Raw genomic sequence first — 18297 nt, 5'->3', positions numbered from 1 at the left:
ATGGCTCCAGATAAGCCACCGCCGCCTTCATGACGCGTGCCGACTTCACCACCTGCGGCAGGAACATCTTGCCCGAGCCGAACAGGTCGCCAACATGGTTCATGCCGTTCATCAGCGGGCCTTCGATCACATTGATCGGGCGCGGCAGGCACTGGCGGGCTGCTTCGGTGTCTTCGACGATATAGGTGGTGATGCCCTTGACCAGCGCATGGGTGATGCGGTCCTGCAGCGGCAGCTGGCGCCAGCTCAGGTCTTCTGCCTTGGCCTCGGCCGCGTCGCCCTTGAAGCGCTCGGCCAGGGTGATCAGGGCTTCGGTGGTGTCGGCACCATCGGCACGGGCGCGGTTCAGTACCACGTCCTCAATCGCCTCGCGCAGCGCCGGGTCGACCTCTTCATACACTTCCAGCGCGCCGGCATTGACGATGCCCATGGTCATGCCGCGCTGGATGGCGTGGTAGAGAAACACGGCGTGAATCGCCTCGCGCACCTTGTTATTGCCACGGAAGCTGAACGATACATTCGACACGCCGCCGGAAATCTTGGCGTGCGGCAGGTGTTGCTTGATCCAGCCGGTGGCTTCGATGAAATCGATGCCGTATTTGGCGTGTTCCTCGATGCCGGTGGCCACCGCAAAGATATTCGGGTCGAAGATGATGTCGGCCGGGTCGAACCCGACCTGATCGACCAAAATGTCGTAAGAGCGCTTGCAGATATCGATCTTGCGCTGGTAGTTGTCGGCCTGACCTTGTTCATCAAAGGCCATCACGATTACCGCCGCGCCGTAGCGCTTCACCAGGCGGGCGTGCTTCACGAACTCGTCATAGCCCTCCTTCAGCGAGATCGAGTTGACGATGCCCTTGCCCTGGATGCACTTGAGGCCGGCCTCGATCACGCTCCACTTGGACGAGTCGATCATCACCGGCACGCGCGAGATATCGGGCTCGGCGGCGATCAGGTTCAGGAAGGTGACCATGGCTTTTTCGGCATCGAGCATGCCTTCGTCCATGTTCACGTCGATGACCTGCGCGCCGTTCTCCACCTGCTGGCGGGCCACCTCCAGCGCAGCCGGGTAGTCACCGGCCAGAATCAGCTTGGCAAAAGCACGGCTGCCGGTGACATTGGTACGCTCGCCCACGTTCACGAACAGGTCCTTGTCGCCGATATTGAACGGCTCCAGGCCCGACAGGCGCTGCTTGGCTTCAATCTGCGGCAACACACGCGGTGCCATACCCGCCAGCGCCTGCGCCATCGCGGCAATATGGTCGGGCGTAGTGCCGCAGCAGCCGCCGACGATATTGACGAGGCCCGTAGCGGCCCATTCCTGCACCTGCTTGGTCATCACATCCGGCGTCAGGTCATAGCCGCCAAAGGCATTGGGCAAACCGGCGTTGGCATGCACCGATACAAAGCTTTCCGACACCCGCGCCATTTCTTCCACATAGGGGCGCAACAAGTCAGGCCCGAGCGCGCAGTTCAGGCCATAGCTGATCGCATCGGCATGGCGCAGCGAGTTGTAGAAGGCCTCGGTGGTCTGGCCGGTGAGCGTGCGGCCGCTCTGGTCGGTGATGGTGCCGGACACCATGATCGGCAAGCGCTCGATATCGGGCCGCTCGTCGAAATACTTGTGAATGGCAAACACCGCCGCCTTGGCGTTCAGTGTGTCGAAGATGGTCTCAACCAGCAGCAGGTCGGCCCCGCCCTGTACCAGGCCATCGATGGCTTCGCTGTAGCTTTCGACCAGCGCATCGAAGCTGATATTGCGAAATCCCGGGTCGTTCACATCGGGACTGATCGAGCAGGTGCGGTTCGTCGGCCCCAAGACACCCGCACAAAAACGCGGCTTGTTCGGCGTTTTGGCGGTTTGCGCTTCGCACAGGTTCTTCACCAGCCGGGCAGCCTCGACATTCAGCTCGAACACCAGCGACTGCATATCGTAGTCGGCCATGGCCACGCTGGTGGCGTTGAAGCTATTGGTCTCGATGATGTCAGCGCCGGCATCAAGATAGGCCTGATGAATGCCGCCGATCACATCAGGCCGGGTCAGCACCAGGAGGTCGTTATTGCCCTTCAGGTCGCTCGGCCAATCCTTGAATCGCTCGCCGCGGTAGTCGGCCTCTTCCAGCCTGTGACGCTGGATCATCGTCCCCATGCCGCCATCCAGAATCAGAATGCGTTGTTGCAACAGGGCATGGAGCGTGGCGCGGCGGGTCATGGCGAACTACCTGAATTTACGGGGGAAAGCGGAGGATTTTATCACGGCGGCTACGCTGCCTCGCCGGCAGGCGCAGGCTTCTGCATGAGCGAAATTCATGCACAAGCAGGTAACTCATCGCAAGCACGCGACGCTTCCAGGCCGCAGCAGTCGGTAATGCGGCCGACTTCGCTCCGCTTCATTCAATCAATGCAACTGCTCCTCATGCACCGTCAAACGCAACTGCTCGGTCGCGTTGAAGCGGCTGTCGCGCAGGCTCGCCAGGGCCGCATCGCGCTGGCTGGTGCTGAGCTGGCTGTTTGACTGGATGTTTTTGCGTTCAAGCAGATAGCCGTCTACCCGCTGCTGCCAGGCTGCCTCGTCGCGATCCAGTGCCGCCAGTCGCGTTGCGGCTTCCTCGCCCACCGCATTGCTGCGCAGGCGATAGATGGCTGCCTCATCCGCCCCCTTGCTGCGCGCCGCCTTGACTGCGTCATCCAGCGCCAGATACTGCACCGGTGCCTGGCGGGCTGCCTGCAGCTCGGGTGCCTGATAGCGCGCCAGCTCAGCCAGCTTCTGCTCACGCGCCGCCGCGTCCAGCTGGCCATCGTGCTGAATGGCGAAGCGAGCTAATGCATCGTCATCAAATGCGTCTTGCCAGGCAAACAGTCCCCGGCTTTCCGCCGCGCTGAAGAAGCGGTCGCGCAGCTTGCGTTGCGCATGCAGGCGTGCCGACAGGCTGGCCGGATCGTCGCCAGTGGCGTTTGCCACCTTGAGCTCGGCCAGCGCGCGTTTGTAGTCGACATAGCGGCGCAGCAGCCGGCTGGCTTCAGCGGCAGCGCTGGCCGGCAAGCTGGCGGCGAGATCGCGGTCGATCTCGGCAAGCAGGGCCGGCAGGGGCCGCTCGCCGATGCCGACCAGGTAATAGTCGAAGCGGCGCCGCAGACCGTCATCGACAGCCAGCGCCTCGCCGCTTGCCAGCACCTGGCCATCGGCCTGGGTGCCGGCTTGCGATGGGGCAATGCCGGGTGGTGGCAGGGCTGCTGCCTGCTGCACCGGCACCGAAGTCGACCAGGCCAGGCAGGCCGCCAGCGCCAGCACGGCGGCTAAACCCAGCCCTTTTGCCACGACGCTGCGCATTTACAGGCCAGCGTTTTTCAGGCGATTGGCGTGCTGGCGATACACGGTGACCGGGTCGGTCTCGAACAGATGCACTAGGCCGAAGAAGTGGTTGATCTCATCGGCATGGTTCATCCGGTAGTTGTCGCGCAATACCTGGCCCAGATGGCTGGCGCAGGTACCCACCAGCCCGTCATTCGGGCTGCCATAGGCAAGGCCGGTCAGGCCCAAGAGGGCATCGCTGGCGTCGAAGATATTGGTGACGGTGCTGCTGCCGCTCCATGAATAAAAGCGGATGCCATTGGCGCTGTAGTCGCCTTCGCCGCAATCGCTACGTGGCACGCCTGCCGGAAAGCGGGCATTGAACTGGTTCATCCGGCTAGTGGTGAGCGCATCCAGCGCCGCCAGCGGGTCTTGCGGCAGCTTCTGCCCGCCGGAGGCCAGCGAGATCAGGCCGGCCAGGCCCTTGGCGACCGAGGCGGCCAGGGTCTCGGACACCGAGCCCGGCGGCAAGGCGCCACGGGTGATATCGGCAATGCGCGAACCCTTGTTGACGCCGCCGACGGTGGTGACCGAGGCCACCAGCTGCGGTGCCACGCCGGCCACGTAGCGGCTGGTCGGCGCGCCCTGGCTATGGCCGATCAGATTGACCTTGCTGGCGCCAGTAATGGCCAGCACCTGCTTGACTTGGGCCAGCAGCTGCTCGCCGCGCGCCTCATTGCTATTGGTGGCCGACACCTGGGCCAGATAGACCTTGGCGCCGTCTTTCTGCAATTCGGCCGGTATGCGATAGAAATAGTCCACCCCGAGCGCCTGGTCGAAACCGAACAGGCCGTGCACCAGCACGATGGGATAGCGGGTCTGGGTATAGCCACTGGATGCGGCCGAAGCAGTCGGCATGGCGAGGGCGCAGGCGAGCCCCAGCGTTGCCAGCAAGCGGGCAAAGCGTGTCATCGATGTTGTCTCCGTGTTTATTGATCCGCCATGCCAAGCCGGCGGTAGCAACAAAGTAGACAAGTCATGCGCAGAAATCTAGAGCAATTGCTTGGTAGGTAGAAAATACAACAGCAATCGCACTACCTGTCCGTCGCCCTTCCAGGTCGCTTGGCGGCTGCTGCACCCATCTGTACTGGCCCACCGGGCCATACAAGCGGCCCGGCAGAGGCGGCATCTGTATCTGGCCGCGGGCCGCGCTTCGCCACGATACTTGGGGGCTCTACTATCCTTGTTGCTCCGGGAATCCGGCACGACAGCGGTCCCGCCCCAGTACAGTCCAGCTCACCCAATCGAGGCCCCTATGCGTAACGATGTTCAGACCGCGGCGTTGGCAAGCGCCCAGCAATGGCTGCATGACCATCAGGTCGAGTATCTGCTGGCACAGTTCGTCGATATCCACGGCGCCGCCAAGACCAAGATCGTGCCGGCGCGGCATCTGGACCTGATTACCCATACCGGCGCCGGCTTTTCCGGCTATGCCATCTGGGGTACCGGCATTGCCCGCAATGGCGGCGACTATTACGCGCGGGCCGATCTTGCCACCCTGGCGCTTATGCCTTGGCAGCCCGGCTATGCGCGAGTGGTCGGCGATGGCCACGTACATGGCAAGCCACACCCGCTCTGCTCGCGAGTACTGCTGAAAAGCCAGCTGGCGCGGCTGGCGGCGCGTGGCTGGACCCTGAACACCGGGCTGGAGCCGGAATTCATCCTGCTCCGCCGCACCGCCGATGGCGACTACCAGCCAGCCGACCCGCTCGATCGTCTCGACAAAGCCAGTTACGACTACAAGGGCCTGACCCGCGACGCCAATCGCCAGTTTCTGCAGCAAGTGACCGAGGCGATGGCGGCGGTGGGCGCCGATGTCTACCAGATCGACCATGAGGACGCACCCGGCCAGTACGAAATCAACTATGTGTATGCCGACGCATTGACCAGCGCCGACCGTTACATCTACTTCAAGATGGCCGCCAGCGCGGCGGCGGAACAACTGGGCATGCTGTGCAGCTTCATGCCCAAGCCCTTTGCCGACCGCGCCGGCTCCGGCCTGCACTTTCATCTGTCGATTGCCGATGCCGATGGCCGCAACCTGTTCGAGGACAAACAGGACGCCAATGGCTATGAACTGAGCACGCTGGGCTATCACTTCCTCGCCGGCATCCTGCACCACGCCGCAGCGCTCACTTCCATCTGCGCGCCAACGGTGAACAGCTACAAGCGCCTGGTGGTGGGCAATTCGCTATCCGGCGCCACCTGGGCGCCCGCCTATATCGCCTATGGCGACAACCGCACCGTGCTGGCGCGTTGCCCGGGCGGGCGCATTGAATGGCGCCTGGCCGACGCCGGCGCCAACCCCTATCTGGTCACCGCCGCCCTGATCGCCACCGGCCTCGACGGCATCGAGCGCCAGCTGCAAGCCGGCCGCCGTGTTGACGACGATCTGTACGAATACAGCCCGCAGCAGCTATCTGAGGCCGGCATTGCCGCCGTGCCGCAAAACCTCGGTGAGGCCGTCAATGCGCTGGAAGCCAATACAGTGCTGGCCGAGGCGCTGGGCCAGGACTTCGTCAACGAATTTGTCCGGCTCAAGCGCATGGAATGGCTCGAATATTCGCGCCATGTATCGGACTGGGAGCGCAAGCGCTACGCGGACTTCTTTTGAAGATGTAATTGGCTGGGTGGCAGCTGAAGCTTAAGTGGGCGCACCCGGCATAGCCGGGTGTTCCGGTTCAGAGCGAGCTGAGACGGCCTTCGCTTGATTGATTCCACCCCCTCGGCCCCCGCCGCCGCGGGGGAGCCTGACGGGTGGCCGACTTGTCGGCCGGGTACCCGTGGGACAGCAGCGCTACCGCGCCTAGGGGCGCGTCACGGGGCTTAACGCACGGCGTACTTCTTGGCCGCCCTTATCCGAATACTCAAATTCAAGACTACGATTTCGCGCCCGCAATCAGCCCGTCAAGCAAATCGCGCAAGGTCGCCAATTCGTCCAGCGGCATGCCCAGTGCTTCGACCAGAGCGGGCGGCACGGCTTTTGCCGGATCGCGCAGCGCTTTGCCGGCTTCGCTCAGGCAGATACGCACTTCGCGTTCATTGTCGGCACGGCGTTCGCGGCGCAGCAGGCCGGCTTGCTCCATGCGCTTGAGCAGGGGCGTCAAGGTGCCAGAGTCGAGCTTCAGTCGCTCGCCTATGCCCTTCACGGTGAGTTCGTCGTCCTGCCACAGCACCAGCATCACCAGGTATTGCGGATAGGTGAGCCCGAGCTGTTCCAGCAAGGGCTGGTAACAACGGGTCACCACCCGTGAGGCGGTATACAGGCGAAAGCATAGCTGGGCGTCAAGTTGCAGCCAGTCCGGTTCATTCATGGGCGATTTCTCAATAGACAAGGGCGCGGCAGATGGCGCGCCCTTGGTCAGTTTACTGCCCGGTATGGGCCTATGCAGCATCAGGCCAGCGCGATGCTCACATCGACATTGCCACGGGTGGCGTGCGAATAAGGGCAGATATCGCTATGGGCAGTGTCGATCAGTTCCTGCGCAACAGCGCGATCGAGCCCCGGCAGGGAAACAGTCAGGGCGGCAGTGATGCCGAAACCACCAGCGGCGCGCGGACCGACGCCGACGCGGGCGGTGACCGATGCGTGTTCGATCTTCACACCCTTTTGCCGTGCCACAAAGCGCACGGCGCCTTCGAAGCAAGCGGCGTAGCCGGCGGCAAACAATTGTTCGGGATTGGTGGCTGCGCCACCGGCGCCGCCCATTTCCTTGGGCAGGGCCAGCTTGGCCTTGAGCACGCCATCGGACGATTCGATCTGGCCTTCACGGCCGCCAACGGCGGTGGCTTCTGCGGTGTAGAGAACTTGTACGGACATGATGGTTTTCCTTTGAAGGTAGGCCGGCGAATCCGGCTGGCAAATGAATAGTAGTTAGCAAATCATTTGTGCACAATTTTAATTTTCCTATCAGTCCGATAGTTGGCTCCTCGTCCGCCCCCGGCCGTCCGACAGCGCTGTAGGTCGGGTTTTGAACCCGACAGTACAGCAGATATCGGTGGCCTCACGACCGCTGGCGAGCGTCGGGTTAAAACCCGACCTACGGCTTGGCGGTCTGCGCCTTGTTTGTGGATAGCGTGCTATGCAATATCAAACTTTTGTAAGCACAAAGTGCGCGCAGTCCAAAGCGCAAACGGAAGCGGATCTGGCGCTTTCTCCGTGCCAACAGGTTTTTCGTCCTTGGGAGCTGTAGGCACTGGATGCACCTGACATCCCGGCAGCCAGCCCCCTTCCGCCAGCGATTCAGCCAGGATTCAGAAACGCGCGCGCATAGTCGAGGCTATTCGCGGCAGCTTGCCGCCACTAGGAGCCACATCATGCACAAGCCGCTTACCCTGATTGTCCTGCTTGCCTCCCTCAGTCTCCCCGCCCTTGCTGACCAGAACGACGCCATTATCGGCAGCCTGATCGGCGCCGCTGCCGGCGCTTCCATTGGCCATCATCACCATGGTCGCGATGGCGCGGTGGTGGGTGCTGCGCTGGGTGGCGCGTTTGGTGCCGCACTGGCCTCGCGATCCGGTCAGCGCGATGTTGTCGTTCAGCGCCCTTATTACTACCGTTCCGAATCAGTTGAGCGCGTCGTTTACAACGAGCCTACCGAGCGGGTGATATACAGCGAACCGGTTGAACGGGTGGTGTATCACCAGCCCGTCGAGCAGGTGGTGTACCAGCAACCGGTGAGCCGGGTGGTCTATCTGCCTTCGCCACCGGTAGTACGCGAAGTGGTGGTCCGTGAAGAGCGTTGCCACCGTGGCCGACATCATCACGAATGGCGCGACGATCGCTACCGCGACGAAGGCCGCTGGCGCCGTGACTGATCAAGCCACTGTTGGCAAAGCCGCGACTGCAGCCTCCACCCAGGGAGGCTGCGGTCATTCAAGGTAGCCATCCTTTTATTTGCCAACGCCGCCAGTTCCGCTCGCAAATCCGCAGATCAGACCTGCCCCGGGAATTCAGCCGCGCAGTGCAGCCAGCGCCATATCCGAAAGCATGTGCCAGCTGCCTTCCGCCAGCTCGGCCAACTCGCCAGTCCCTAGCTGCAGCGCCCCCACCGCCTCGCGGTGCAAGCCCTCCACCCGGTTGCCGGCTGCGGCCACCATGCGTTTCACCTGATGGTATTTACCCTGGTCTATGGTCAGGATCAGCTGCCGCTCGCCGGCCTGCTCGCAATGAAGCGCCGCCAGCGGCTGCGATTCGTCGTGCAGCATCACGCCGTTGCGCAAGGCTTGCAGCATGGCCTCATCAAGCGGATGCCGGCAGCTGACCCGGTAGGTCTTGGGCACATGGCGCTTGGGCGAGGCCAGCGCATGCAGCCAGGCGCCATCGTCGGACATCAGCAATAAACCGGTGGTATCGGCATCCAGCCGGCCAGCGCACTGCACGCCGCGCGCGACAAAATGGGCGGGTAGCAGCGAAAACACCGAACGATGATGCTGCGGCTGATGCGAGCACTCCACCCCGGCAGGCTTGTATAGCGCCAGATATACGGCGGCGCGCCATGGCCACGGCGTATCGTCAACCTGCAGGATCAGCGATTCGTCAGCGACCAGCGCCATGCCGGGCTGGCGACACGGCTGTCCATTGACCGCCACCCGCCCCGCCTCGATCAATTCGCGACAGGCTTTGCGGCTACCGAAGCCCTGACTTTGCAGAATACGCTCAAGGGGCAACGCTTTTTTGCTTGGCATAGGGCACTACCGTGAAGCACAAAGGCGCGATTATGCTCGCTTTGTCGGGGCAGATTGCCAGAGCCTAGCGTCAAGCGCTTTCCTGGCCGGGCTTTACCGGCAGCGGCGCCGGTCGGCCAGTGCGGATGCCGCTCGGTGCCGGCGCCTGCTGCGACCACCGCGGCAGCAGGCGATACGGTGAAACCGGCTCGCCTGCAGGTGGCTGCGGCGCTGGAGTCGGCATCGGTGGCGGCGGGTTGGCCGGCAAATAGCTGCTCAGATCAGGCGCCGGGGTTTGCTCCTGCTGTTCGGCCAGCTCGGTAATGGCGCGCTCGATGCCAAAGCTGTCGTGCCAGCGCAGCTGGCCGGCAAACAGCTCGGCCACCGGCATGGCAAACAGGCGAGCCAGCGTCTCCTCGGCATCGGGCTCGCGGCAAGCAAACAAGAACAGATAGACACTGTCGGCATCACAGGTGGCGACATCGCCAGGCCGCTTGGCGCGCAAGGCTTTCAAGGCAGTCAGATGGTCGACAGGGTCGAGCAAGGGCAGGCGGATCAAGGTATTGATCAGGCCCAGCGCGCGGGCGCGGCGGCAGGCCTCGGCCACTTGGGCGCAGAAGCGCGCCGGGGGCAGGTAGCCGCAATCGCTGATCGGCTCAGCAGCCGTCACCGCCGCGGTAAAGTCGCGCACGATCTCGCCCTGGTAGCGCTGTCCCTTCAGTGCATCGATCTGGCTCAGCAGCCGCGAAAAGCTCAGGTCCAGGCTGGCCAGCTGATTGACGCCAAGATTGCGCAGCACCCACTCCTGGCTATAGCGAAAACGTCCGGCGCGCTCGCGCACTACGATTTTCAAGCGCCGGCCGCGCTCGCTGCGCAAACCATGCACGCAGCGCAACAAACTGGTGAATTCATAGGGTCCACCGCCATCGAGCAGCACGGTAGCGGCAATTGCCTGGCTGGCGGCAGCAGGCACCGCAGCGAGGTCGGCGACGATCTGCCAGTCCGATGGCACCACCCGCTCATTGGCCACGGCGCCGGCGGTGGCGATCACCACCTGCTCATCGGGCGGGACAAAGTTGGCATAGTCGGCAGCCTCCCCTTCGCCCGCAGCAAACAGGGCGCCTCGCTGGTCCTGCAACAGGCGCAACGGCCTGCCTTCCTCGCGTCCCTGCCACTGCAGGGTCTGCCAACACAGGCTGCCATCCTCGCGCCAGATCCGCGCAATACCACCCAGTTCGCGACTGGCCAGATGCAATTGCGGCGGCAGGGCCTGCACCAGCCACAGCGCACTCGCCCCGTGGCTGGCCAGATAGTTGCGCCATAGCGCCAGGCAGCGTTTGAGTTGCTTGCGGTTCAAGTCAGCCAGCAATACGTCCGCCTGTTCGATCACCAGCACGGCACCGCGCGGCACCAGCGCATCCATTTCATCCAGCAGACGTTCCATGCCCGCCGCATGAAGGCCCGCACGCCAGTCGGGGCGCTGCTGCAGCACCAGCAGGCGCTGCTCCACCATTGCTTGCGCACAGTGCCAGCCGAGCGACTCGGCCACCTGCAGGCGATCGGCCGGTTGCGGGCTGAGCAAGGCGCCACACGCGCCCATGCCGGCAACCCGCCCCAGCGTTGCCATGGCAAGGGCGGGCGCCAGGCCATCCGCCTCGACCGCCACGACATGCAGGCGCCCCGCCGCCAGGCGAATCTGGGCTTCGGGCAATCCTTCAATGCCCAGGCAAGCAGGTTTGGAAAGCAGGCGCTTCATCAAAAAACCTCGGCGAGACACTTGGCAAGCTTACGCGAGACGCAAGCGAAGTCGATGCAATGCAATCAGCGGGGCGATCAAACAGGCGATACGGTCCTGGTCCGACATTGCATTGCCCGACGCTTGGACACGAGCAAGCTGCTGCAACCTTGTTGCCTGGATACCACCCGTCACTATTACCGATATCCCTAGTCGCCCCCATCTCCGGCACGATGCCTGCTGTAATCCCGCAAAGCAAGGCGTGGCAAGGCACTGCATCTGAACGGCACAAGCTTGCGTATCACCGCACGGTAGCCAATCGATTCGCCAGGCGCCATTTCAAGCAAGGCAGGCAGTAAGGGGACAAGAAAATGGGCGACGACATTATGGGTTTGAACCAGCAATTCCGCGGAATGCCGATTGCATACGCCGAAATTCGCGCTGTCGAGAATACGACACAGAGTGTCCGCCAATGGGCAATGCTGAATAAAATATGCAATTCGCATGCGCCGCTCAATACCGATACGCCGCTTCTGGCAGTGAGCACATGCCAAGACTGAGCTTGCAATCGCCGCTGGGCGGCGTGGGGCGCACTACCCTGCTTGCCCACCTTGCCCAGGCATTCCAGCGCAGCGGGCGCCCGGTGCTGGCGGTTGATTTCAACCCGCAGGGCCATCTGGCGCTCCACCTTGGCCTGGCGCCCGATGAAGCCGATGGCCTGTTGCCACGCTGGACAGCCCGGCAGGATTGGGCACAGGCCGGCTTCTCGCTGGGCGACATCCGCCTGCTGCCATTCGGGCGTGCCAGCGCGGCCACCCTGCGCCATTTCGAACAGACCTTGCTCGACGACAGCGACTGGTTGTCGCGACAGCTGGACCGGCTGGCGCTGCCGGCCGACACGGTGATCCTGATCGACAGCCCGGCGCTACCGTCCTGCTATGCGCGCCAGGCTGCGCAGGCGGCCGATGTGAATGTCGGTGTATTGCGCCCGGATGCACTGGCACCGCTGGCGGTACGGCAGCTCGACGCCTGGCTGAATGACGATGTGACCGGAGCCACCGCCGCCTTGCTGGTGAACGGCGTGGACGCGTCATGCGAATTGCCCAGTGCCGTGCTCGGTGTGCTGCGTGACCTGTACCGCGACAGAGTGGCACCGAATCCGGTGCATCTGGATTCCGCCATCGCCGAGGCCCTAGCCGCCGATAGCTGCGTATTCGATTACGCGCCACACAGCCAGGCCTCGCATGATCTGTACGGCCTGGCGCGTTGGCTGTTGGCCCGACTCGATGCTATGGTCGAGATTTCATCACCGGTTGCGAGTCGATGAGATGGCAGGCGCTGCGTAACACTTTGGCGCAAGAACTAGGCGTTGATCAGGCACGGCTCGGCCTATGGCTTTGGCGCCTGTTTGTGTTGCCGCCGGCGTCGCCGGAGCAACTCGCCGCCGACCCGGTACGGCGCATCGGCGCCTGGCTGGGGCTACAGCTTGCACAGCGGCTGGCCGTCCCTGCCCATGCGACACCGGCCATATGGCTATGGCGACTGCTGGTACTGCCAGCCGATGCCCCGCGCCCACCATGGTTACCGCGCTGGCTGAGCACTTGCCTGCGTTGGCCGCTCGACACCTTCTGGCGCGCCATCGATGCGATCAACTATCCGCTGCTCGATCGCGGCCTGCAAACCCTTACACCGGTGCTGCGCCCTACCAATCGCTATCTGCGCCGCGCCTTGCTGTTGCTGGCCATTGCCGGCGCCTGGCTGGTCATCAGCACGCCACTGAGCGCCGGCGAGCAAGCCAGCCTGGCGCTGATCCTGTGGCTGAGTGCCCTGATCGCCAGCCGCATGCCGAGCGAGCACGCGCCACTGTTGATGATTGCCCTGTCAGTGGTCGCCTCCACCCGCTACCTATGGTGGCGCCTCACCGAAACGATGGCGGTGGAAGGCCTGGTCGACCATGTTTGTGCCTGGTTGCTGCTGTGTGCCGAGGGCTATGCCTGGCTGATCTTGCTGCTGGGCTTCATGCAAACCGCCATGCCCTTGCGCCGCGAACCGGCGCCCTTGCCGGCCGACCCGCGCGACTGGCCGGTAGTCGATGTGTTCATCCCCAGCTATAACGAGCCTTTGCGCGTGGTCAAACCGACGGTGCTGGCCGCGCTGGGCCTGGACTGGCCCAGTGACAAACTCAATGTCTATATCCTAGACGACGGTCGCCGCAGCGAATTTCGCGACTTTGCCGCCGAGGTCGGCTGCGGCTACATCATCCGGCCCGATAATTTCCACGCCAAAGCCGGCAATCTGAATCACGCCCTGACCAAGACCAATGGCGAACTGATCGCCATTTTCGACTGCGATCACATACCCACCCGCTCGTTTCTGCAAATGGCGGTGGGCTGGTTTGTCCAGGACAAAAAATGCGCGATGCTGCAGACCCCGCACCACTTTTTCTCGCCCGACCCATTCGAGCGCAACCTCGGCACCTTTCGCGAGGTACCCAATGAGGGCGAGCTGTTCTACGGCGTGATCCAGGATGGCAATGATTTATGGAATGCCACCTTCTTTTGCGGTTCCTGCGCGGTGATCCGCCGTGGCCCCTTGCTGGAAGTGGGCGGTATTGCCGTCGAAACGGTGACGGAGGACGCCCACACCGCCCTCAAGCTGCACCGGCTCGGCTATACCACCGCCTACCTCAATCTGCCGCAGGCGGCCGGGCTGGCCACCGAAAGCCTGTCCGGCCATATCGGCCAGCGCATACGCTGGGCACGCGGCATGGCGCAGATCTTTCGCATCGACAACCCGTTTCTGGGGCGCGGCCTGCACTGGATGCAACGGGTCTGCTACGCCAATGCCATGCTGCATTTCTTCTACGGCATACCACGGCTGATCTTCCTTACCGCACCGCTGGCCTATCTGTTCTTTGAAGTGCATATCATCGTTGCCATGACTACCACCCTGGCCCTGTATGTACTACCCCACGTGATGGTGGCCAATCTGACCAACTCGCGCATCCAGGGCGAGCATCGGCATTCCTTCTGGTCGGAAATCTACGAGGCGGTGCTGGCCTGGTACATCATGCGCCCCACCACATTGGCCCTGCTCAACCCCGGCCTCGGCAAATTCAATGTCACCGCCAAGGGCGGCATGATCGAGCAGGAATACTTCGACTGGACCATTTCCAAGCCCTATCTATGGCTGCTGTTGCTGAATATGGCCGGCTTTGCCTTGGGCGTGGTGCGCCTGTTCTGGTGGAACAGCTTCGAGGCCGACACGGTGCTGCTCAATATGATCTGGACCGGCGTCAATCTGGTGATACTGGGTGCCACCCTGGGCGTGGCGATGGAAGCGCGCCAGGTGCGGGTGGCCCACCGTATCCGCATGCGGCTGGATGCGGTATTGCGCCTCGGCGACGGCCGCACCGTGCATTGCCATACCGACGACTTCTCGGAAGGCGGCCTGGGCCTGACCGTGCCGGAAGGACTGGACATTGCCGAGCAAGCGCCGGTCGATGTGGCGCTATCGCGCGGAGACCGCGAATTCTCGTTCCCCGCCCGGGTGGTGATGCATCGCGGCAGCCGCCTCGGGCTGCGTTTCGAGCGCTTCACCCTGCAAGATGACGCCAATCTGGTGCAATGCACCTTTGGCCGCGCCGATGCCTGGGTGCGCTGGGCCGAGCACCGCGCGCCCGACCGGCCGCTGGCAGCCCTGGCCGAAATACTGCGATTCAGCGCCCAGGGCTATCGCCGCTTCCCGCGCTTTTTGCTGGAACACCTTCGTCAGCTGCGCCGCCAATGGCAGCCGCAGCTCCGTGACCACTACCACGCCCTGCTCGACCGACTCTTTCATGCCTGATATCCGACTGATCGCTGCGCTCCTGCTATCTACCCTGAGCTGGTCCGCGCCGCCTGCCCCCAGAAAAGCGCCGCCCACCGAGCAAGTTGCACCGCGCATCGAGCCGGCCGGCCGCGAGGTGAGCATGGACTTCAAGGCGCTGGGCGCCTATGCGCCGATCACCTTGCGCGGCATTGATGGCAGCAGCGCCTTGGGCTTTGGGCTGAGGCTGGATGAAGTGGTGACGGCAGCACACCTGACGCTGAACTTCGATTATTCCCCGGCGCTGCTGCCCACTGTTTCACACATCAAGGTCTATCTGAACGAGGAAGTCGTCGGTATCGCCACCCTGCCGGTGCAATGGAAGCCGGGACGGCAGACCGCCGAGATCGATATCGATCCGCGCTATTTCACCGATTACAACCAGCTGCGCCTGCAGCTGATCGGCCATTACAGCCCGGACTGCGAAGACCCGGCGCACAGCAGCCTGTGGGCCACCCTGTCCAATAGCAGCAGTCTGAAGCTGAGCCTGAAGCCCTTGCCGCCAGCCAGCGATCTGGCCCAGCTGCCCGCACCGTTTTTCGACCGGCGCGACAGCCGCCGCCTGAACCTGCCGATGGTGATGGCTGCCCGCCCCAGCCTTGCCACCTTGCGCGCCGCCGGCGTCGCCGCCTCATGGTTTGGCGCCCTGAGCAGCTACCGGGGGGCGCGATTCCCGGTCGCGCTGGATCGCCTGCCCGACCAGCACGCCTTGGTACTGGCCACCCAGGCGGAACACCCGGCCTTCCTCGCAGATTGGCTACGCCAGCACCCGGTGAGCAAGCCCACGCTGACGGTGATCGATAATCCTGGGCAGAGTGGCAAAAAGCTGTTGCTACTGCTGGGGCAAGACGATGCGCAGCTCAAGCTGGCCGTCGATGCCCTGGTTTTGGGGCAGGCCAGCCTGTCCGGCAATCTGGCCACGGTACGCACCGTCAACTACGGTCCGCCGCGCCGCGCCTACGATGCACCGAACTGGATACCGACCGATCGGCCGGTGAAGTTCAGCGAATTGGTCGATACGCCATCTGCCCTGCAGGTCAGCGGCCATATCTCGCCACCGCTGCGGGTGAATCTGCATATGCCGCCCGATCTGTTCCCCTGGCGCAATCGCGGCGTGCCGCTCAATCTGCGCTATCGCTACACGCCGCCTGCCTCGCCCGACAATTCCACCCTGAATGTCAGCCTCAACGAGCAATTCGTGCAGTCCTTCCGCCTGCGTGGCAATGGCCAGTCGGGCGATAGCGGCAAGCTCACCCTGCCGCTGCTGGACGACGGCAGCGCCGGCATACACGAGCAATTGAACATTCCGGCATTCCGGCTCAGCGGCGACAACCAGATGCAGTTCGAATTCCGGCTCGACCTGCTCAAGAAAAACGCCTGCCAAAGCGCAGTGTTCGACAATGTACGCGCCGCCATCGATGGCGATTCCACCATCGATCTGTCGGACTTCCCCCACTTCACCACCCTGCCCAACCTGGCCTTCTTCGCCAACTCGGCCTACCCGTTCAGCCGCTGGGCCGATCTGTCGCAAACCAGTCTGGTGCTGCCGGACCAGCACGATGCCAGGGCGATGGAAACCATGCTGTTCCTGATGGGGCGCATAGGCCGCGCCACCGGCTACCCGGCATTGCGCTACCAGCTGGTCAAGGCCAGCCAGGTGGCCACGGTGGCCGATAGCGATCTGCTGTGGATCGCCAGCCCCGGCGTGGATGCCAGTCTGCAGCAATGGGGCCAGCACCTGCCGGCCCTGCTCGAAGGCGCACGCCGTCGGCTTGATTCGCCGCTGCGCCTGCTGAAAGGCTATACCACCGTCCAGACTGACAGCGCGCGCGAGCCGGGCGCCCAGACCGATCTGGAAGCCAACGGGCCGATTGCCGCCGTGGTCGGCTTCGAATCACCGCTCAAGGCCGGTCGCAGCGTGGTGGCGATCTCGGCCAGCAGTGCCGATGCGTTTGGCCTGGCGCAAGATGCGCTGGAGGACGCCGGCCAGATCGATCAGCTGCGCGGCCATGTGGCGGTGATACGCCAGCGCGATATCAACAGCTACGATGGTTCTGACAGCTACGACGTCGGCGAGCTGCCCTGGTGGATGCGGCTATGGGTGATGCTGTCGCGCCACCCCATCCTGCTGGCCCTGCTCGGCCTCTTGTCCGGGCTGATCCTCGGCAGCATGGCCTATGTCAGCCTCAAGCGCATTGCAGCCCGGCGGCTGCGTGGAGAATAAGTGGTGCGTCATCGCCTCGCCTTGTTGGCAGCTGCATTCGGTCTGGGCTTGAGCCAGCCGGCTGCGGCCGGCTGCGAGGCGTGGCCAGCCTGGCAGCAGTTCCGCGACACGCTGCTTCGCGACGAAGGACGCATTGTCGATCCGTCCGACACCCGGCTGATCACCACGTCGGAAGGCCAATCCTATGCGCTGTTCTTTGCGCTGGTGGCCAATGACCGGCGCAGTTTCGATCAGCTGCTGGCCTGGACCGACCGGCAGCTGGCCGCCGGCCAGCTCGGCAACCAACTGCCCGCCTGGCTATGGGGGCGGCAGGCCGATGGCAGCTGGGGAGTGCTGGACAGCAATAGCGCCAGCGATTCCGATTTGTGGATTGCCTATACCCTGCTCGAAGCGGCGCGCCTGTGGCGCCAGCCTCGCTACCAGGCGCTGGGCACCTTGCTGGCGCGGCAGATCGTGCGGCAGGAGGTGGCCGAGCTGCCGGGGCTGGGGCCGACCCTGTTGCCGGCACCGCACGGCTTCAATCCGGCGCCGGGCCGCTGGCGGCTCAACCCCAGCTATCTGCCGCTACCGCTGCTGCGCCGGCTGGCACAGCAACAGCCCGGCAGCGCGTGGCCCGCCATCCTGCAAAGCTCTTTGCGCGTTATTACGGAATCGGCGCCGCATGGCTATTCGCCGGACTGGGTGCAGTACCAGGCCGGCACAGGCTGGGTAGCGGACAAGGAGAGCCAGGCCAGCGGCAGCTATAACGCCATCCGCAGCTATCTGTGGCTGGGCCTCAGCCACCCGGAAGACCCGGCCCGCGCCGGCTTGCTACGGGCCTTGCAAGCCATGGCCAGCGAGACCACCCGGCGCGGCGCCCCGCCCGAGGTCGTGGACACCGCCCAAGGGCTGCCAAAGGCTGGCGACGGTCCGGCCGGCTTCAGCGCCAGCCTGATGGTGATGCTCGATGCCCTGAACCAGCCGCAGGCGGCCGAGGCACAACGGCAACGCTGGCAGGCCAAGCCACCGGCGGCGGACGCGTATTACAACCAGTCTCTTTCTCTGTTTGCGTTCGGCTTTCGCGAAAAGCGCTACGCATTTGCGCCCGATGGCGCCCTGGTGCCGGCATGGCAACGCTGCGCTACTCCCGCCTCGCGCTAGCGCTGGCGCCGCTCGGCCTGCTGGCAGCGCCGCCGCAAGCGACGCCGGCCCTGCCGACCCAGGCGGCCAGCGAGCTGCTTGCCAGCGCGCGGCTATGGGAAATCAAGGGGCGCGACGATCTGGCCCGGCTGGCGCTGGAAAAACTGCTGCGCTCGCTACCGGGCGACCGTGGTGCCACCGCCCGGCTGGCAGTGATCAGCGCGCGCAGCGGCCGGCTCGATGAAGCCAGAGCCACCTTGCAGCGGCTGTCGCTCAATGGCCCGGTCGGCCCGGCGATCCGCAATCTGGATAACCATCTGCGCCTGTTGGGCA

The 18297-nt window shown here is 63.9% G+C and carries 15 protein-coding genes; 8 read left to right on the top strand and 7 right to left on the bottom strand.

Annotation, left to right across the window (positions count from 1 at the left end):
* The 3 genes from metH to ACE3OH_RS08090 form a co-directional block, all read right to left on the bottom strand.
* Positions 1–2212, bottom strand: a 2212-nt coding sequence (gene metH, locus ACE3OH_RS08100) for a methionine synthase (protein ID WP_374350592.1), incomplete at its 3' end; no start/stop codon positions are given.
* 186 nt (positions 2213–2398) lie between these two features.
* Complete coding sequence (locus tag ACE3OH_RS08095) at positions 2399–3331, bottom strand: lipase secretion chaperone (protein WP_374350590.1); 933 nt, start codon at positions 3329–3331, stop codon at positions 2399–2401.
* The gene (locus ACE3OH_RS08090) at positions 3332–4264 is read right to left on the bottom strand and encodes a lipase family alpha/beta hydrolase (RefSeq protein WP_374350588.1); all 933 of its coding nucleotides are present in this window, start codon (positions 4262–4264) and stop codon (positions 3332–3334) included. It abuts the gene before it with no gap.
* A 343-nt stretch (positions 4265–4607) separates the two neighbouring features.
* Here ACE3OH_RS08090 and glnT point away from each other — a divergent pair, with 343 nt between their 5' ends.
* On the top strand, positions 4608–5966 hold the full coding sequence (gene glnT / locus ACE3OH_RS08085; protein WP_374350586.1) for a type III glutamate--ammonia ligase: 1359 nt from the start codon (positions 4608–4610) through the stop codon (positions 5964–5966).
* A 265-nt stretch (positions 5967–6231) separates the two neighbouring features.
* Here the strand turns inward: glnT and ACE3OH_RS08080 are convergent, their stop codons facing one another.
* Together ACE3OH_RS08080 and ACE3OH_RS08075 are read right to left on the bottom strand one after the other, a co-directional pair.
* The gene (locus tag ACE3OH_RS08080; protein ID WP_374350583.1) at positions 6232–6666 is read right to left on the bottom strand and encodes a MarR family winged helix-turn-helix transcriptional regulator; all 435 of its coding nucleotides are present in this window, start codon (positions 6664–6666) and stop codon (positions 6232–6234) included.
* Positions 6667–6746: 80 nt separating this feature from the next.
* Positions 6747–7172, bottom strand: coding sequence for an organic hydroperoxide resistance protein (locus tag ACE3OH_RS08075; RefSeq protein ID WP_374350580.1), 426 nt, complete (start codon positions 7170–7172; stop codon positions 6747–6749).
* Positions 7173–7669: 497 nt separating this feature from the next.
* Between ACE3OH_RS08075 and ACE3OH_RS08070 the strand changes: the two genes are divergently transcribed.
* Entirely contained in the window at positions 7670–8170 is a 501-nt protein-coding gene (locus ACE3OH_RS08070; protein ID WP_374350577.1) for a YMGG-like glycine zipper-containing protein, read from the top strand.
* A gap of 135 nt (positions 8171–8305) precedes the next feature.
* Here the strand turns inward: ACE3OH_RS08070 and ACE3OH_RS08065 are convergent, their stop codons facing one another.
* Together ACE3OH_RS08065 and bcsE are read right to left on the bottom strand one after the other, a co-directional pair.
* The gene (locus ACE3OH_RS08065; protein ID WP_374350574.1) at positions 8306–9022 is read right to left on the bottom strand and encodes a pseudouridine synthase; all 717 of its coding nucleotides are present in this window, start codon (positions 9020–9022) and stop codon (positions 8306–8308) included.
* 88 nt (positions 9023–9110) lie between these two features.
* Positions 9111–10775, bottom strand: a complete 1665-nt coding sequence (gene bcsE, locus ACE3OH_RS08060; protein ID WP_374350572.1) for a cellulose biosynthesis protein BcsE — start codon at positions 10773–10775, stop codon at positions 9111–9113.
* Positions 10776–11125: 350 nt separating this feature from the next.
* On the opposite strand from bcsE, the gene bcsR reads away from it, so the two are divergent.
* The 6 genes from bcsR to ACE3OH_RS08030 all read left to right on the top strand — a co-directional run.
* Entirely contained in the window at positions 11126–11314 is a 189-nt protein-coding gene (bcsR, locus tag ACE3OH_RS08055) for a BcsR/BcsP family cellulose biosynthesis protein (RefSeq protein ID WP_374350569.1), read from the top strand.
* Positions 11302–12081 carry a cellulose biosynthesis protein BcsQ gene (gene bcsQ, locus ACE3OH_RS08050; protein WP_374350567.1) on the top strand — a complete coding sequence of 260 codons (780 nt, stop codon included), beginning with the start codon at positions 11302–11304 and terminating at the stop codon, positions 12079–12081. Before bcsR ends, bcsQ begins: the two co-directional genes overlap by 13 nt.
* 23 nt (positions 12082–12104) lie before the next feature.
* Positions 12105–14600: a UDP-forming cellulose synthase catalytic subunit gene (bcsA, locus tag ACE3OH_RS08045; RefSeq protein WP_374350564.1), complete on the top strand. Its 2496-nt coding sequence runs from the start codon at positions 12105–12107 to the stop codon at positions 14598–14600.
* A complete protein-coding gene (gene bcsB / locus ACE3OH_RS08040) occupies positions 14593–16845 on the top strand; it encodes a cellulose biosynthesis cyclic di-GMP-binding regulatory protein BcsB (RefSeq protein WP_374350560.1) in 2253 nt (750 codons plus the stop codon). Before bcsA ends, bcsB begins: the two co-directional genes overlap by 8 nt.
* A 3-nt stretch (positions 16846–16848) precedes the next feature.
* Positions 16849–17985, top strand: a complete 1137-nt coding sequence (gene bcsZ / locus ACE3OH_RS08035; protein ID WP_374350557.1) for a cellulose synthase complex periplasmic endoglucanase BcsZ — start codon at positions 16849–16851, stop codon at positions 17983–17985.
* Positions 17952–18297: tetratricopeptide repeat protein (locus ACE3OH_RS08030; RefSeq protein ID WP_374350554.1), on the top strand; the 346-nt coding region annotated here is incomplete at its 3' end. The genes bcsZ and ACE3OH_RS08030, both read left to right, overlap by 34 nt.

The organism is Chitinimonas sp., from assembly GCF_041904975.1.
In the GTDB taxonomy this organism is placed as follows: domain Bacteria; phylum Pseudomonadota; class Gammaproteobacteria; order Burkholderiales; family Chitinimonadaceae; genus Chitinimonas.
The sequence above is the reverse complement of the archived record's forward strand: the minus strand, read 5'-3'. Positions and strand labels throughout refer to the sequence as shown.

What these genes read in the sequence shown, in the direction of transcription:
- ACE3OH_RS08090 (WP_374350588.1), bottom strand. Translation starts at nt 4,264, where the DNA reads ATGACACGCTTTGCCCGCTTGCTGGCAACGCTGGGGCTCGCCTGCGCC.
- bcsR (WP_374350569.1), top strand. Translation starts at nt 11,126, where the DNA reads ATGGGCGACGACATTATGGGTTTGAACCAGCAATTCCGCGGAATGCCG.
- bcsE (WP_374350572.1), bottom strand. Translation starts at nt 10,775, where the DNA reads ATGAAGCGCCTGCTTTCCAAACCTGCTTGCCTGGGCATTGAAGGATTG.
- glnT (WP_374350586.1), top strand. Translation starts at nt 4,608, where the DNA reads ATGCGTAACGATGTTCAGACCGCGGCGTTGGCAAGCGCCCAGCAATGG.
- ACE3OH_RS08080 (WP_374350583.1), bottom strand. Translation starts at nt 6,666, where the DNA reads ATGAATGAACCGGACTGGCTGCAACTTGACGCCCAGCTATGCTTTCGC.
- ACE3OH_RS08070 (WP_374350577.1), top strand. Translation starts at nt 7,670, where the DNA reads ATGCACAAGCCGCTTACCCTGATTGTCCTGCTTGCCTCCCTCAGTCTC.
- ACE3OH_RS08075 (WP_374350580.1), bottom strand. Translation starts at nt 7,172, where the DNA reads ATGTCCGTACAAGTTCTCTACACCGCAGAAGCCACCGCCGTTGGCGGC.
- bcsB (WP_374350560.1), top strand. Translation starts at nt 14,593, where the DNA reads ATGCCTGATATCCGACTGATCGCTGCGCTCCTGCTATCTACCCTGAGC.
- bcsQ (WP_374350567.1), top strand. Translation starts at nt 11,302, where the DNA reads ATGCCAAGACTGAGCTTGCAATCGCCGCTGGGCGGCGTGGGGCGCACT.
- ACE3OH_RS08095 (WP_374350590.1), bottom strand. Translation starts at nt 3,331, where the DNA reads ATGCGCAGCGTCGTGGCAAAAGGGCTGGGTTTAGCCGCCGTGCTGGCG.